Below are 16,239 nucleotides of genomic sequence, written 5' to 3' on the forward strand. Positions count from 1 at the left end.
AGTATTCTCCTCCAATACAGTTCCTGTGTGTAGTAGTTTTAAAGCTTCTGTTTTCTCTTTCGTTCTTCTATAATGTTACGGCTTAGCAGGTTGATACGGAATTTCAAATAAGTTAGCATGGTATTAACTTATGGTTTATGCAAAAGGGGGAGCCTGCCTGAATGATTGAGCAACTGAAGACGTTTGTTCAAGTGGTTGAGTCCGGAAGCTTTTCTAAGGCAGCCGAAAAGCTTTTTATTTCCTCAACCGCTGTGATGAAACAAATGAATTTGTTGGAAAAGCAAGCCGGAGTCCCACTTTTATCCGTACCAACCACGGTGTTAGCCTCACAAAGGCAGGAACAGTTTTTATCAAAGATGCGAAACATATGCTGCAGTATTTTCAAGAATCTCTTATTCGCATGCATCACTCCGCACAGGCCAATCGGCATGTTGTTCGGGTGGGTACTTCTATGCTTAACCCCTACAAGGTTTTGATTGATTTGTGGAATGGGATTAGCGACCTATACCCTCAATTCGGAATAAACATCGTTCATTTCGAGGATGACGCACATACACTCCCAACCACTTACCGCATGATTGGCCAATCGCTCGATATCATTGCGGGGCCATTTCTTACAGATAACTTGAAGGATTACTACCGTATGCTTGAACTGGGGAGTTACCGCGTTTGCTTTGCCGTATCTCGGCAACATAGGCTGGCTTCAAGAAAAACACTTTTTGTCAAAGATTTGTATGGGGAAAGATTGGCTGTAGTGAATGGTGGGAATAGTGCCGTCATTCATGACATACGTGATTTCCTGAAAATGAAACATCCTCAAATACAAATTAAGGATGTTCCGCGTCTCTATGATCTTGATGTGTTTAATCGCTGCGAGGAAAGTAATACGGTGATGTTAACATTGGAGGCGTGGGCAGATATTCATCCATCCTTGGTGACGATCCCTAGTGATTTAGATTTCGCAGTTCCATATGGTTTAATATATCCATTACATCCATCCAAGGAAGTTGGTCAATTCTTAGAAATTATAAAAGAAATGTATGGTAATGTTTTACCTAAGGTTGAGTGATGTCGAGGCTTACTGTGTAAAAGACTGTTTTCGTCAAAGGTTAACCAAGATAAATTTGGCGTTAGTGAGTAGGGAGGCACAAAGTAAGTTCAACTAACTGAGAAATATAGATCAATAAAAAACAAAAGCAGCTGATCAATGTGATCGGCTGCTTTTTTCAACTAACGGGCGGGTTGGCTTAATGGCAAATCGTCAGTTGTCGCAAAAATAAAGTTTTATTCCGAGCTGCTATTCTACACAGTATTAGAATTACAACAAAGTTAGCTTTCGTGAAATAGGTTTTAGACAAGAATGTGAGCCAGCACTAAGGCGGCGTTCAGTCCAGCAGGGCCACCGCCAACAATCGCAACATCATATATTTCGGCCTCAGTCTCCGGTCATCTTCCTTCTACCTCCCTGATCAACATCGCAATCTTCAAAAGCTATTGGCAAGCCAAGTTTGCACGGATTCGGCTTCAGGCTTCCAGCCAAGCAAGTTTCGAGCATGCACAGAGCGAATTCGGCAATTCGTCGCAAGTGTATATTGAGCCAGAAGGCCAAATTCAGCAACCGCTTCTTCCAGAGACCAGCTCATCGTGCGTCCCCCATATCCAAGCGCCTCACTCACGTAACGGCTTAGATCACGGAACGATTCCTCGCCATTTTCTGCGAAAAAGTAAGAGGAGGATGGCGCTTTGTCTAGCGCAAGAAGATACAATTGGGCCAAGTCACGAATATGGACGTTCGACCATCTGTTAAGACCTTTGCCAATATAGACTCCGGCCTTCATTTCTTTCGATTTCTGTACAATCATTGGAAGCTGAATGCTGTCTCTTGGAAGTCCGAGAGACGTTCCATATACCATGGAAGGTACGATTACAATGCCTCGCACTCCTTGATCGACCCCTGCTTTACGCACCAGCTCATTGACTCGAATCGATTCCAAGTCCCTTGTAACAGGTGTTTCTTCGTTATAGATTTGCTCGCTCTGGAATTCGCCCTTGGCATCATCCCCAACGTTGCCTGAACCGGATGTGTGAATCAACGGCTTTCCTGTACCGCGCAAAGCGCTAATAAACGTCTCAATAGCCTTGCGGTGAGCAACGTCAGCTGTATGAATCACTCCATCGCTCCGTTTTGCGTAATCAGCCAGTATTTCCGTATCTCCAAGTGTGCCCACGACAGGCTCCACTCCAAGCTCTTTCAGCTCGTTTATTTGGCTGGTACTCCGGGTCAGACCATAGATAGAATGCCCTGCATCGAGCAATACTTTAGCCACAGAACTTCCAATATATCCGGTAACGCCTGTCATAAATATTTTCATCGTTCGTCATCTCCCTAATCTAGGTTCTTAAAAGTAAAGTGATACGATCTGTCATTGCCTCCTATACTTAAATTAATAATGCGATAATATAGACCTTTTATATCTATAATAGAGCGAAAAAAAAGTGCGTGATTCAGCTTGCATTCATACAAAGAACCAGCTCCTTTGATCGCATGGACACGAAGTGCATAGTCGAGTTAAGAATAATTCATTTGCGCTCCGATTATCGACTCATCGAGTCCATAATCGACTGACTTAGCTCATTTTAGGGCTACGGATTACATATGTCAAGTACCTGGCTCGCCTAAACCGACATAAACCATTGCAATCTTAAACTTGTGCGGTTAAATAATTCAAAATTTTAAAAACAATTATTCAAAGCTGTTCGCAATCTCTTTGTTAGCTTTTTGTCGTTCTCGTGCTAAATGTTTTTAACAACGAGCATCCGGTTTTTCGTTCCGCAATTATCTCAGCTCGGCCGATGAAGCGATCAACATTAGGATATCTTCTGCATATTATTTTAATAAATTTCTACTTCGGTTTCCTTTTGAAAAAATGAAGTAATTGCTGATCTCCTAGCAGTAAAGGATATTGAACTAACGGGAAACGATAGCTCCATAAAACCAAGAAAGCAGCCGACCAACGTGATCGGCTGTCTTTTTGTTAAACTAACGGACAGTTTAGTTGAATATCAATCTCACTCAAACCGCCACCAGTGACGAAATTTTTTTGTAGAAACTAGGGAGGATTCTTGAGAGATGGGTTCTCTCCATTTTTGTGTAGTACTAAACCTATACTGTATACCTACTCGTGTCGATATAGACTTGTCCGTCTTTGTCTGCTTCTTGGGTATTGTTGTACTCTACTGCGTGCTCAAGTGATGTCGGATTAGACGCTCACCCAGCGATGTGCGGGCGAGTGAGAGCGGAAGATTATTTGTAGTATTCTCTGGAATGGGGTGAATAAAAAATAAATAAGGTTATCTACCTTTCATATGGTTCTGTTTCTATCGGACATATTTGAAGAGAGGGACTCTTTTCGGAAATGGTTAGAGACAAATTTCATGGTGACCGTGCTTCGTATTATTCATTACGTGCAGTTATTTGGTCCATTTCAATCTTTGATGAAGTAATCCATCAGAGTCTTTATTTTCTCCCACGACAAAGTCGGTCATATGGTACGTTAGATATTCTTCGTACTTGCTTTCGGTTTTGAGCAGGAGTTCATGAACGTTATAAATACCTACAGGGATATTATCCAGGATTAGGCTGGCCAAGGCTGCATAAATGCCGCATGCGACTTGAAAATACGTGGCATTTGTTTTGTACTGAGCATAAATGCGACTACTTCTCAACGAATTATACATAAACTTTTCACTATCCTCGTAAACCAAAAGAACTCCAACGAGGTCTGCACCTTCAACCCTCCCTTTTTCTGGATCGATTATGCGCTGGTCCCAATTCCATAAATCCTCTACACGGTCTAAATTGTTTCGGATTAATTCCGTTGTATATTCACTGACACGATATATAAATCCGATTTGTATATCAAATAACTCACCTAGTGTTAACACTTCTTCATGCGGCATCAGACATCCGTAAAATTCCTTGTCTCCTAACCTTACTTTGTATTCCATTGAATAGACCTGTTCATAAAAATAATGAGGCAAATGATTATGAACAAACATCGGATAGCTTAATATTGCTTCATCCAGGAAACATTCGACCGACCAAGAAGTATAGATGGTGTTAGGTTCGATTAATGTTTGGTCTGCGAAAAAGGAAGTATCATGCTCAACAATGTAGCAGGCTAAAGGTTTTTTGTCTGGATTTTCTTGCATCAGTTTTATAGCCATCCATTGTACGACACCGGGATTCATACCTGAGCATATAATGGCGGTTGTATGGGTGAAATCAGTTTTTCTAGTTTGATATTTAATATATCGCTCTGCAAGGGGAAAACCGTGCAGGCTCTCGTTATTATCGACCTGCTCATTCTCTAGGGCAGAATTAACGTACAATACGCCTAATTCGTTACAGCAGTTAAGCATCTCAATAGTATCGGCCCATGATACATCGATGACTACTTTTGTTTTTGTCTTAGTAAGGTGTTTCCGAAAGTCGCTTACATTTTTAAGATCTAGCTGGTGGATTTTGATTTGTTTCGAAAGATGGGGGAATAGTTGATCATAATATGCTTTATCCTTTTGGTTCATATCAATGAGGTGAAATCGCGAATGGTTAAGGATAGGGTAAATAGGGTCATTTTTATCTTGAACGGATTGATTAAGAATGGCTAATACCGCTTTAGCAGCACCTCCGCTGCTGCCTAATATCGTAATTGGAGGGGGGATTGCACAATCCAACATCTTATCACTTCCTTTAAAGTTTTCATGTTGTATGTATTAATATATGATTCTACTAATCGCAACGACAGTGCTTCTACCTATTAACAGGACAGATATAATAGATTAGAGGAACAGCTAATTAGCTGAATAAGCAGTTATGATTATTGTTTCCATATACTGACAAATAGGAGAATGGTCGATGCCCATTTTAGAAACAAAAACGTCTCAGCGTCATGGAAAACGTTAATCCATCCCTTGAAAAATACATTTGGGATGGGTTAACGCTATTCGCGTTTTCCATCCTGCAATATGAACGTGCAGGACTAAGGTCTAGCACTTTTTTTATTTTTTCACAAACGGCATTTGCTTAGTTGAGAAAATATACAAAAAGGCAGACTGACTTCTGGTTTGCCTTTTTGCTGTGCAAACGTATAATGAGTGCTTGAAGGGGGAGGAGCGCTATGACTATCGAATCGAGTTTCCGCCGGGCCAATCACATATGCAACCGTTATATTACGAAAGTTGAACAGGCGGGGCTTTCACTGTCCATTTTATATTGGGGATTCATGCCCGACCATTTCGACAATGCCCTTCACCGTCATTCCTTCTTCGAGGCCTGTTATGTGGTAGACGGAGAAGGAAGCTACTTTGAACAAAATCGGCAGTATGCTTTAAATAAAGGAACAGCGTTTCTATCTCTTCCAGGCGAATGGCATCAAATCCGCAGCCAGACAGGTCTGACGCTTTGTTACGTTGCTTTTGAGCTGGATGAAGTCCGCACAGATGCTTATTATGCCGAATCTTTCCGCCGTCTTGCCGAGCTTGGACAAAGCGTAATCCCGCAAGCAGACCTTACGCCGACGGGCCATGTATGGCAGGCTCTTATCGCTTCTTTTGACTTGCCGGGGGCAACGCTTTCTCTTGCTGTGAAGCAAATCTCGGCTTCTCTGCTGTTATCCATAGCGGATTTGCACGCTCCTTCACGAGCAGATTCGGCCGACACGGCGGAACAACCCGTGGAAACCAATACGTTGTTCCGCCAGGCTAAACGGTATATTGATGATAATATGAACAATGAGCTTACGCTTTTGACGGTGTCAAAGCACCTTCACATTTCGTCCCGCCACCTGACCCGGCTGTTTCAGGAAAACCTGGGGCAATCCTTCGTTCATTATATCCAGGAACGGCGTGTGCAGCATGCCACCTGGCTCCTGTTAAATGAACAGACTCCAATCAAAGATATCGCCATCCAGTGTGGGTTCCAGTCCGTACACTATTTTACCCGGATTTTCACACGCGAGCTTGGCGTTTCCCCGGGCAAATTCCGCCGCATTCAGTTTGCCGAAGGCCGTTCCGGCCAATTGCACTACCCTCCTAAGAGGTCCTGATTGTACAAAAACAGAGCTTGATCGTTCAAAGACAGCCCCTCCAACTCCCTATACAATAATGACATAAATCGATAGAGAGCTGGAGGTACAGGCATGCCACGAATAACCCCCTTGACCTTTAACGCCGACCCCGTCAATTTCATCCGGCTTCGGCCTGATCACGAGACCAAGCCCGGTATCTGGAATGGGTATGAAGAATGGTTTGAGCAAATTTGGTCCGACGATGCCCGGAGTGGTTTGCTTCCCGTTTATATGATCATTGACGGTACACACGGCGCCCCGTTCAGCGATTGTATGGAAAGGCTCCGGTCGCGCTGCCGCCGGGAAAACAGGGTTTTAATTGAAATGGACAGCACTGATTATTTGAAGTCTTCAGCAGATCTGCTGAAGCAGTTTCACCCTTATCTGACCGATAATCGTGCTTTTGGCGTTGTGGCATCAGACGTAACCGTTGAGGATTATTTCAGGCCAAATGCACAGGCGGCTTGGCTCAACGATATGGAGTATCAGCTGCAGCTTTATGATTCCGCCGATAGTGCAGAGCCCCACCTGCCAAACAGAGATCAGTCGGCCCCCATCGTTGTGACCTTCGGGCCCGGCGCTGGCTTCCTATCGACAGCAGCGGGGGCGGCTAACGTTTCTCTTTTTTGCGACTTATCCAGAGAGACTCAACAGAACCTGCACCGGCAGGGGATGGGTTCCCTAGGATTGGGGCCATGCGAGGATACGATCGAAACCTACAAACAGGCCTTGTTTTTGGAATGGCCCGTCTGGGAGGAATATCGGAAACGTCGCTCGTACAATTTTGGCTACTATATGGATATGAACAATCGGGAACAGCCGGTTTTGGTTACCGTCTCCATGCTTCAACGGCTTTTGGCTTCTGCAGCCAGACAGCCTTTTCGGGTAAAGCCGTTTTTTGCGCCGGGGATTTGGGGCGGACAATATTTGAAAGCGTTATGCGGCCTGCCCCGGGAATGGGATAACTGCGCCTGGGGTTTTGAACCTGTCGCGCCGGAAAATACCCTTTTAATTGGCTATCGGGATTTTATATTGGAGCTTCCCTTTTCGCTGCTGCTATCCGCTCATCCGGTAGCCATTATGGGAGAGCGCAATGTTCGGCTGTTTGGCGACTATTTTCCAATCCGGTTTGATTATCTCGATACGATAGACGGGGATCATCTGTCTTTGCAGGTTCACCCAGAGCAGAATTACATCGAGCAGACTTTCAATGAAACGATGACGCAGCAGGAATCCTATTACATTATGGAGCAAAAGGAAGGCGCCCAACCTTTTGTGGCGCTGGGCTTCACCGAAGGAACAACCGGGGAGGAACTTATTCAGGCGGTTGAATCCGCACATGCCTCAGGAGAACCGCTGAAGGTCGATGAATATGTGAACATCTTGGATGCGAATAAGGGTGATCTGTTCCTGATCCCGCCGGGAGCTGTTCATTTTTTGAGTAAAAATAATCTGGTACTGGAGATCTCTTCGACAACCTGGTGGTTTACCTTCAAAATTTATGACCATTTGCGGCTTGATCGAGACGGGCGGCCGCGTCCGATTAACAGCGATCATGCCAGACCGAACATGCTGGAGCAATTTGACACCCATTATGTTCATAAACATTTGGTAGCCGTCCCAAGGGAAAGCCGAATCCAGGGAGCCAGCAGAGAAGAGCTGCTGGGTGAGCGGGAGGATCTGCTCTTTCAGGTGAAAAGATTGAAGCTGGACGGAGAGTGGATCGACGACACGGGTGGAGAGTTTCTCATGTTTAACCTCGTAGAAGGCAACCGTGTGCGGCTTACTCCGCTTTACAACGAGGCAGCGGCCGTGGAGTGGGGGTACGCAGAAGCGTATATCGTTCCCGCTTCAGTCGGCGGTTTTCGCCTTGAGTCGCTGGGCGACCTGCCGTGCACCCTAATTCGGGCACGGGTTTCACCAGGTTGGAACATCCCCCTGCTTCCTCATCACTGGAATCCGGTGAACGCGGATGAATAACGATGTCACCATTGCTATTGATGCTGGGGGAACTTTTTTGAAGGCTGGCGTTCTGAGAGGGGGGCATCTATTGCCTGATCTCTATGTCACAAGGCCATCGCACTCCGATGGCAGCGCCTACGAAATCACTGCTAATCTGGCCGCCGTGATTCAGGAACTTGCCGCTGCCTACGTCGCCTACATGGAGCGGCTTGATTCCGATCAAGAGACCGCGGAAGCGGCCAGATTTCTCAACTTTCATATCGGCTTTGCTATCCCCGGTCCCTTTGAATACGAAACAGGCATTTCCCGTATCCGGGGATTGAATAAATACGAGCAACTCTACGATCTGAATTTAAAAACGCTGCTGCGGCACAAATTAATGAAGCTTGCGACGGAAAGCACCTCTTCCGCATGGATTTCCAGGCTTGCTGCCGCAGATATTCGGTTTGGCAATGATGCTGCCCTGTTCGCCCTGGGAATCAGCAGGCTTTTTCCTCAAGAGAAGTTGCTGTGCCTTACGCTAGGAACGGGCCTCGGCTCGGCTTTTGTTGAGAACAGGTCAATTGTACGTGGAAAATGGGGCATTCCCGACTCAGGCATGTTGTATGCTGAGCGATTCAAGGGAGAAACCGCCGATGATCTGTTTGGAGCTCGAGGAATTCTGGCCTTGGCGGACCGCCTTGGTGCCAGAAGGGACGGAGAAGACGTGTACCGTCTGGCCATGGAGGCCAGACAGGGAGTCTCATCCGCCATCCGTGTATGGCAGCTTTACGGACAGCTGCTCGGGGAAATGCTGCGTCCGTACGTGGCAGCGTTTCACCCCGCACGTCTGATCCTGGGCGGACAAATTGCCGGCACCTATGAATTATTTGGTCGCGCGCTTTCGGAAGCACTGTTGCCCGAGAAGGTTCCTTTGCATAATGAGAAGCAAATGCAGGAGCATGTGTTTCATGGGATTTACCAACTTGTAAGCGGTACCTATTCCACGGATGAAGGAGAAAAATAAATATGACGCTCGAACGACAAATCAACCAGGCTACTATTCCGACGCTTGATCGGAAGTGGAAAATATACGTCATTCACCATTCCCATACCGACCTTGGTTATACTGATCGGCAGGAAAAAATTGAGCAATATCATGTCGATTTTATCCGTCAGGCGCTGCATATTGTTAATGATGCTCATAATGAAATAAAACCCGAATGGAAAGGATTCCGCTGGACCTGTGAGACATTCTGGGCTGTGGAACAATTTTTAAAGCAGGCCGGGGACAAGGAGAAAGTTGCATTTGCCGATGCCGTGCGGCGCGGTGATATTGAGTTATCCGGTACTTATCTGAATATGACCGAACTGCCCGACATGCCGTTGTTGAACAAAATACACGGCAAGGCACAGCGTTATGCCGGCTCTATCGGTCACCAAATAGACAGCGCAATGACGGCAGATATCAACGGCTACAGTTGGGGGTATGCCGACAGCCTGCTGGATAATGGAATCCGGCATTTATTCAGCTGTATACATACTCATCACGGTATGTATGCGCTAGGGCGTAAGCAGTCTCCCTTCTGGTGGGAGGCCCCAAGCGGGGAACGCCTGCTGGTCTGGAATGGAGATCACTACATGCTGGGCAACGAACTTGGCTTTTGCCCAGGTGCGCTTGGCAAATACATGATTCGTGATGAATTTAACCACAGACGGATGGAACCGGCACACATTCACGATCCAATCGCCAATACTCGCATCCACCGCTACTTGGCCCAGCTTGAAGCGGAGCGGTATCCGTATGATTTCGTACCAGTGATGCTGTCCGGACTGCCTACGGATAACGGATCTCCCAACAGCGCAATCATGGAATGGATCGAGGCGTGGAACCTGCGAAGCGGGGAGGGGGTCTCCGTGGAGATGATCACCTTGAGCGGTTTTTTTGCCCGGCTGAAGGAGGAAGGGACAGACAGACTGCCTGTTCATAAAGGAGATTGGCCTGACTGGTGGACGGACGGCGTCAGCTCCACGCCGATGCATACCCAGATTTACCGGGACGCGCAGCGTACGCTCCGTAAGGTGGAAAAGCTCGATCCTGAACAAAAAAGCGTCAGTCTCCAGGACATCGAGGCTGTGGAGCAGTCGCTTGCTCTCTATGCCGAGCACACCTGGGGTTATCATTCCTCTGTGTATGAACCTTGGCACAAAAATGTGCAGCTGCTCGAGGTTCGCAAGACGGCACACGCCGCAGAGGCAAGCCGGCTTGCTTACCGCGCGCTGGATCAGGCGCTGCTGGCCGATAATGCTGCCACCTTGTACCCAGGGCGGCCTTACCGCTTCAAGGTCACGAACCTGTCGGAGCGGGAGGTAACCGAGTTGGTTCAGTTGAAGCTCGAAGGATGGGAGCCGGATGAACTGTTGAACGGAGTGGAGGTGATCCGGGAGGACAAGGGAGAAGTACTGATCCAGCAGTCAACTCACCCGGAGACGATTATAGTAGAACTTAAGCTTCAAAGTATGGAGAATTGCATACTGATTCTGCGCCCGCTCTTGGTAGCGCAGCAGGATCAATCTTGCTTAACGTCAACCTCCAACTCTAAGCTGATCGGTGCCGATCAGGTGTACGATATAGAGGATATGTATTCTTTGACGCAGGGCAGTCTACAAGCGCCAATCTCCGTTTTTCAAAACGGGCTGGAGTCGCCTTTTATACGCTTGACATGGTCAGAAGATCGGGGTATTTTCTCGTGGATCGATAAGGAGACTGGCCGTGAGCTGCTCAAGCCGGATGATTCGTATGGTGCTTTCACACCTATCTATGAGGTGACAAATCCAGCGAATCCGGCTGATGCTTCCCAAGTATGGAGCATCCGTTCAAGAATGGGGCGCAACCGTAAAGGCCTGAACGTGGATCGTTCGGTTGGTAAGCTTGTCTCTGTCCGCGCAGTGGATAATGGACCGCTATACACTACGGTTGAGCTAGGCTATCAGCTAAAGGGCATCGCCTATTTCTCATTGTTCCTGCGGGTCTATGCTCGGCAAAACCGGTTGGATATTTCGGTACGGTTGCATAAGGAGAGCGTTTGGAATCCGGAAAACGTATATCTGGCTTTACCTTTCACCCCGGGAGGCACGGGACCGGTTACCCTGTTTGCTGACAAGCCGGGAGGGTTGGTCCGCCCGTGGAAAGATCAGATTCCGGGAACCTGCCTGGATTATTCCTCTGTGCAGTCGGGAATTGCCTGGCAGGATAACGACCGCAGCCTACTGCTTGCTGTCCCGGACACGCCGCTTGTGCAATGGGGAACGCTGGATTACGGACCCCGAAAGGTACACACCCAGCAAGCGCCCGATGCTCAACCGGAAGCCTATGCCTGGCTGATGACGAATTACTGGGAAACGAATTTTAAAGCCACCTTGGGCGGCTTCTATGAATTCCAATATTTTATTTCGGCCGGTGACAGACTTTTGGCAGAAGATATGGCCGCAGCTCTGCAAGCGCTGAACGAACCGTTTGCAGTAGCCCGGGTCAACGAAAAATAAAATAAACCGATAGGCAAAAGCCCGGACTCATATTGAAGTGCACCCTTTAGAACAGACATTGGATAAACCGATGGTTTAACCGATGAAATTCTTTGGGTGCCTTTTTGTACTGCAGCGTTCCTGCCCAGCATTTAGCTTCATTAAAGGCTAATCTCAAGATCTTGCCTGGATCTCTTTTTAAAAATTAATTGGCTGCAGCCGAAAAGACCTGATGTTTTTTTTTCAAAATCTAATATTCAAACCAGATTCAAGTCTTGGTTCTAGCGGTCTAAAACAAAGGTTACTATCATTAGACGTATTCACTACTTTATCAATAGTTATTGCATGACCAATGCCTTCTTCGACCATAATCCCAGCATTATAAGCTAAATTGTATGTAGTCACGACGTTTAATTTATCGGAATTTTCACCAAACCAATCCGCCAATTCCAAGCGCACTGAATGACAAGCTGGTAAATGGAGATCTGAACGATGAACCGGTTGTCGAATTTATTAAGAGTGGATTCTATGGCGGCAAACCAGTGGGAATTATGGTGAACTACAACGATGCGACTGCACAAATGTAAAAGTATATGAAGGCAACCGTTGATGGGGAGAAAGAATATGAGACATTAACGGATAAAATCGTAGGGTACACGAAAGACCCCGAGAAAGCCGATGCCAATCAATGGAGTGGATACTGGTGTCGAGGGACAAGAAAATTGTACCATTGCCGAAAAGAACAAGAACATTGTGTCATTTCGGATTAGATAGTTATCTAAGATTTCTCTATTTAGGGATATATAAAGCAAGTTGAAAGATGCCGACACAGTCGGATACCTGAAACTGAACAACTTCACTCTAAAAGTGGATAAAAGAGGTTTAAGTAGGACAAGGGTAGAGCATTATTGTTGAAAATATAGTACGATCGTGCTAAAATTAAACCATGAGTACTAAAACTAGTGGTAAGTCGTTTATTGAAAAAGCACGAAGAGCACAAATCATGCAAACAACAATTGAAGCAATATGCGATTTAGGGTATGCACAGGCTTCAATAGGACAGATTGCTAAACGCGCTGGGGTTAGTAAGGGGGTTATTACGTATCATTTTCCCAGCAAGGATGAACTCATGCAGAAAATTGTAGAGGAGTTGTACTTGAAAGGCGCATCGTTTATGTCAGAAATTGCAACTGAGTCTACTGCCGCTAATATGCTGCGAAGATATATTGAAACAAATTTAGAATTTATTCTTGCTCATAAAAATCATGTAGCAGCCGTCGCTGAAATTGTAATGAATTTCAGAGATGAGGAGGGAAGGCTGATTTATCACAAACCTGCAGATAACTCGATATATGTGCCGATTATCGAGATACTACATTGGGGGCAAGAGGACGGCAGCTTCCGGCCTATTTTGCCGTCAAGTGCTCAAGTGTTGGCAATGACGATTCGAAGTGCCATTGATCTCGCGAGTCAGCAGCTCGTAGCAAACCCTGATTTTAACATCCAGGAGTATGCCAAAGAGCTAATTCAATTGTTTGAAGCAGCAACCGGAAAACCTCCGATTTGATTATATAAAAATAAAAAAGGGGCTGGTATGATGAAAACATTTCTGTTAATCCTCGGCGTCATTTTATTTGGTTTAGGCGTTCGTGGAATCATCGTTGGTTTGGTTCACGGTTTGGATGGTTCGTTTCTTCTTTACAAAAGTATGTCGGAGAACATGGAGATGTATGCCAATATTTTGTTTATTATTATTAGCATTATCATTCTGAGTATTTCGAAAACTAAAAAAAGGCTTGAAGTATCAGGTGAAACTTCAACAACACGGGACCAAGGGAATTGAATTAACGGGAAATCATAGTTTAATGAAGACTTATTACAGCCGGCAATTTGATCGGCTGTTTTTTTATGACAGATATTTTGAGACGAAGAAGTAGTACGTTTTTTTATTGGGATAATAAAGCTGAGGATGGTGCAATGGAACCTCAGACAAAGGACAAGAACTTGCACCGATTGCCGGAATGGACAAAAACATAGTGCGATTGCCGATTAGATGTATAACTAAACGTTGAATCTACTTCAACACAGTTAGGAATTAGAGGGAAAATGCCCGTGTTTTTTGCTTGGTTTGAAAAACTCAGCTATCAAACCCTTTGTGTTGTAGAAAAGAGTTGCCAAGTTATGGAGTCATAGAACGGTGTCATTGCCAGGAATCGAGTGACCAAATAGATCTAAAGTCGACGAAACAAGTATACAAATCATGAGAATACTCATCAAAAAATTGACAGAATCAAGATGTTTCTGTATAACTAAAACAGTTATAACTATTGTGGTTATAATTAAAAAAACAAAAAAAATTGGAGGCTAACATGAAAATCTTAAATCATTTTATCCCCGTTTTTACCGAGCAACTTGAATCAACTGTTGCTTATTATGAATCTCTTGCTAACCGATCTATGGATCGGACGTGGGATATTCCCGAAGCTGGCTTGTCTTTAGCCACAGTATACCCTTACGTTATTGTATCTGGAAGTCCCGAGGCCATGGAGCCTGCTAGATCACTCCGTGCCGTGGTGTATGTGGATTCGATGAACGAATTGAAGGAAGAATTAAAAAAACAAAATACCCTTATAATAAGGGATCAGTATGGTCCTATTGGTCCAAGCATTTTTGTGCAGCATCCCGATGGCAGTTTTATTGAATATGTAGAGCCTGCGTAAGTTACAGTTTGATTGGTGAAAAATTAAAAAATGTAAAATAAAGCTACTCCATACACCGTAGGAGCAGCTTTATTTTACATTTGCCTTTGTCCGTATTTGCTCCACAATTTGAGCTAGGGTAACAGAAGCCAGTTCATGCTCCATGACCTTCTGCGCATTTGAGAGTTTTGGTAATAGTATCGATTCAATGTTCATACCTACAGAGCAATTGGGGTCAGTATTCTTGTGAAAATTGAAAAGCTGATTTCCTTCCACAGATTCGACCGCTTGAAAGATATCCAGCAGGGTTAATCTTTCGGGCGATACCAGAAGGGAGGCCCCCGCAACTCCTGGTTTTGTTTCAATATACCCTGCTTTTTTGAGCTGGGCCATAATCCTTCTAATTACAACAGGGTTACTATTGATGCTACGTGCAATTCGATCACCAGTACTATATATGGGATCCAACGTAATCATGGAGAGAATATGGACTGCCATCGAAAAGCGACTGCTTATTTGTTTCATCTACTCACCTTCTTTGCTACACAGTATAGTTCCATTTATAGAACAGGTCAATCGACAGTTTTTCAGCAGGTAAACAAGAGAGTCAAAAATCATTTCCAAGCACTTATGATTCCATCAAATAAGAAGTTAGAATGAAGAATAAAGAAATGCCAGACTTCATTATGCTAACGGGAAACGATAGTTCAATAAAACCAAAAGGAGGCAGCCGATCAACGTGATCGGCTGCCTTTATTCAACTAACGAGCAGTAAAGTTTAGTTATAATCAACATTTGCCGCCATAAAATGGAGTTTACTTGGTAAAATTGTGAAGTGAAAATCACAGTAACTGGAGTGGATACTATGCTTTCTGAAGAAGGTTATGCGAAGGTGGCGAGAGAAGCGTTACGTCAATACCCAATCATTTGGGAAAGACTTGTGTATCTTGGAAAGAGCGATAATGTTACATTCCGAGTACAAACTAACGATGATAATCAAACATTTCTTATTAAAATCCATATCGCGACGAGTTTCATTAAATCAAAGGGAGATATCGCATCAGAACTTATTTGGCTTGAAGCTTTGGTTAGAGATACAAATCTCGTTGTACCTACACCTGTAAGAAATCTTCAAGGTAATCTAGTAACAGAAATATCAACTGATCATAGGAAAAATAAATCCATGGTGACTATTCATAAATGGGTTAATGGAAAAGTGCTTGCAAGAGAGCCAACAAGTAATGAAACTAAAAATTTGGCTCTCTTAATGGCGGCTCTACATAGACATTCTATGCAGTGGATTGCACCTGAAGGCTTTAATAGAACAATATACAATTCCGATCATTTATATTCATCACTTAAACAATTGAGACAGCTAGTAAATTTAGAGCTTATCTCAAGCGAAGCGTTTGTTCATGTGGAAGAGTCAGCACATAAAATAGCAAATGTGATACAAAGTTCTAAACGAGAACAGAGTAACTGGGGAATGATTCATTCTGACCTTCATGAGAGTAATTATGTTTTTTATGAAGGTATTCCTCGACCAATAGATTTTTCGAATTGTGGTTATGGCTTTTATTTATTTGATATAGCTGAAACATTTATGCATCTTTCATCTGAAAATAGGAAAGTATTTATTTCGTCGTATAGCAAAGTAAATCAACTACAAGAAAACTATTTCGAGTTATTAGAAGCATTCTTTATTTGGTCAATAATTAGGACTTTCGCATTCCATTCTCTAAATCCAAATGAACAACAATCCTTGGCAGAAAATTTTCCATCAGTTATTCAAGATTATTTTATCAAATACCTTAAGGGAGATAATTTTTTGTTAAACTAACGGGCAGGTTACTTTAAGGTCATGCGAGGTGAACCGTATCACAAGTAAAACAAATTTTCAGGCTGAGATTCTTTCTCGGGCGCCAAGTTTGGGGGCGGGTAAAGAA

At 44.5% G+C, this 16,239-nt stretch carries 14 protein-coding genes and 1 pseudogene; 11 read left to right on the forward strand and 4 right to left on the reverse strand.

The window, feature by feature from the left end:
• The first annotated feature begins 161 nt into the window (after positions 1 to 161).
• Together AB3N00_RS02750 and AB3N00_RS02755 are read left to right on the forward strand one after the other, a co-directional pair.
• Positions 162 to 476, forward strand: a complete 315-nt coding sequence (locus AB3N00_RS02750; RefSeq protein ID WP_413033190.1) for a helix-turn-helix domain-containing protein — start codon at positions 162 to 164, stop codon at positions 474 to 476.
• Positions 368 to 1,069, forward strand: coding sequence for a LysR family transcriptional regulator (locus AB3N00_RS02755; protein WP_413035284.1), 702 nt, complete (start codon positions 368 to 370; stop codon positions 1,067 to 1,069). Before AB3N00_RS02750 ends, AB3N00_RS02755 begins: the two co-directional genes overlap by 109 nt.
• 415 nt (positions 1,070 to 1,484) lie before the next feature.
• Here the strand turns inward: AB3N00_RS02755 and AB3N00_RS02760 are convergent, their stop codons facing one another.
• Complete coding sequence (locus AB3N00_RS02760; protein WP_413033191.1) at positions 1,485 to 2,372, reverse strand: NAD-dependent epimerase/dehydratase family protein; 888 nt, start codon at positions 2,370 to 2,372, stop codon at positions 1,485 to 1,487.
• A gap of 1,099 nt (positions 2,373 to 3,471) precedes the next feature.
• Positions 3,472 to 4,740 (reverse strand): saccharopine dehydrogenase NADP-binding domain-containing protein, encoded by a 1,269-nt coding sequence (locus AB3N00_RS02765; protein WP_413033192.1) that lies wholly within the window; start codon positions 4,738 to 4,740, stop codon positions 3,472 to 3,474.
• 440 nt (positions 4,741 to 5,180) lie between these two features.
• Here AB3N00_RS02765 and AB3N00_RS02770 point away from each other — a divergent pair, with 440 nt between their 5' ends.
• The 4 genes from AB3N00_RS02770 to AB3N00_RS02785 all read left to right on the forward strand — a co-directional run bounded on the left by AB3N00_RS02770 (position 5,181) and on the right by AB3N00_RS02785 (position 11,615).
• Entirely contained in the window at positions 5,181 to 6,107 is a 927-nt protein-coding gene (locus AB3N00_RS02770; RefSeq protein ID WP_413033193.1) for a helix-turn-helix domain-containing protein, read from the forward strand.
• A 93-nt stretch (positions 6,108 to 6,200) separates the two neighbouring features.
• The gene (locus tag AB3N00_RS02775; protein ID WP_413033194.1) at positions 6,201 to 8,108 is read left to right on the forward strand and encodes a class I mannose-6-phosphate isomerase; all 1,908 of its coding nucleotides are present in this window, start codon (positions 6,201 to 6,203) and stop codon (positions 8,106 to 8,108) included.
• The gene (locus AB3N00_RS02780) at positions 8,101 to 9,096 is read left to right on the forward strand and encodes an ROK family protein (protein WP_413033195.1); all 996 of its coding nucleotides are present in this window, start codon (positions 8,101 to 8,103) and stop codon (positions 9,094 to 9,096) included. The genes AB3N00_RS02775 and AB3N00_RS02780 overlap by 8 nt, the downstream gene beginning before the upstream one ends.
• A gap of 2 nt (positions 9,097 to 9,098) precedes the next feature.
• Entirely contained in the window at positions 9,099 to 11,615 is a 2,517-nt protein-coding gene (locus AB3N00_RS02785) for a glycoside hydrolase (protein ID WP_413033196.1), read from the forward strand.
• 184 nt (positions 11,616 to 11,799) lie between these two features.
• Here the strand turns inward: AB3N00_RS02785 and AB3N00_RS02790 are convergent.
• Positions 11,800 to 12,044 (reverse strand): annotated as a pseudogene (locus AB3N00_RS02790) (LysR family transcriptional regulator); the annotation flags it as partial.
• A gap of 143 nt (positions 12,045 to 12,187) precedes the next feature.
• Between AB3N00_RS02790 and AB3N00_RS02795 the strand changes: the two are divergent.
• The 4 genes from AB3N00_RS02795 to AB3N00_RS02810 all read left to right on the forward strand — a co-directional run bounded on the left by AB3N00_RS02795 (position 12,188) and on the right by AB3N00_RS02810 (position 14,314).
• Positions 12,188 to 12,364: a hypothetical protein gene (locus AB3N00_RS02795; RefSeq protein ID WP_413033197.1), complete on the forward strand. Its 177-nt coding sequence runs from the start codon at positions 12,188 to 12,190 to the stop codon at positions 12,362 to 12,364.
• Positions 12,365 to 12,540: 176 nt separating this feature from the next.
• The gene (locus AB3N00_RS02800) at positions 12,541 to 13,161 is read left to right on the forward strand and encodes a TetR/AcrR family transcriptional regulator (RefSeq protein ID WP_413033198.1); all 621 of its coding nucleotides are present in this window, start codon (positions 12,541 to 12,543) and stop codon (positions 13,159 to 13,161) included.
• Between the two features lie 30 nt (positions 13,162 to 13,191).
• The gene (locus AB3N00_RS02805) at positions 13,192 to 13,437 is read left to right on the forward strand and encodes a hypothetical protein (protein ID WP_413033199.1); all 246 of its coding nucleotides are present in this window, start codon (positions 13,192 to 13,194) and stop codon (positions 13,435 to 13,437) included.
• Between the two features lie 526 nt (positions 13,438 to 13,963).
• The gene (locus AB3N00_RS02810; RefSeq protein WP_413033200.1) at positions 13,964 to 14,314 is read left to right on the forward strand and encodes a VOC family protein; all 351 of its coding nucleotides are present in this window, start codon (positions 13,964 to 13,966) and stop codon (positions 14,312 to 14,314) included.
• A 69-nt stretch (positions 14,315 to 14,383) separates the two neighbouring features.
• On the opposite strand, the gene AB3N00_RS02815 is transcribed toward AB3N00_RS02810, so the two are convergent.
• On the reverse strand, positions 14,384 to 14,818 hold the full coding sequence (locus tag AB3N00_RS02815) for an Rrf2 family transcriptional regulator (RefSeq protein WP_413033201.1): 435 nt from the start codon (positions 14,816 to 14,818) through the stop codon (positions 14,384 to 14,386).
• 310 nt (positions 14,819 to 15,128) lie between these two features.
• Between AB3N00_RS02815 and AB3N00_RS02820 the strand changes: the two genes are divergently transcribed.
• Positions 15,129 to 16,133: a phosphotransferase enzyme family protein gene (locus AB3N00_RS02820; RefSeq protein WP_413033202.1), complete on the forward strand. Its 1,005-nt coding sequence runs from the start codon at positions 15,129 to 15,131 to the stop codon at positions 16,131 to 16,133.
• The last annotated feature ends 106 nt before the right edge of the window (positions 16,134 to 16,239 follow it).

Origin of the sequence: Paenibacillus xylanilyticus (assembly GCF_047246825.1) — a bacterium.
GTDB lineage: Bacteria > Bacillota > Bacilli > Paenibacillales > Paenibacillaceae > Paenibacillus > Paenibacillus xylanilyticus_B.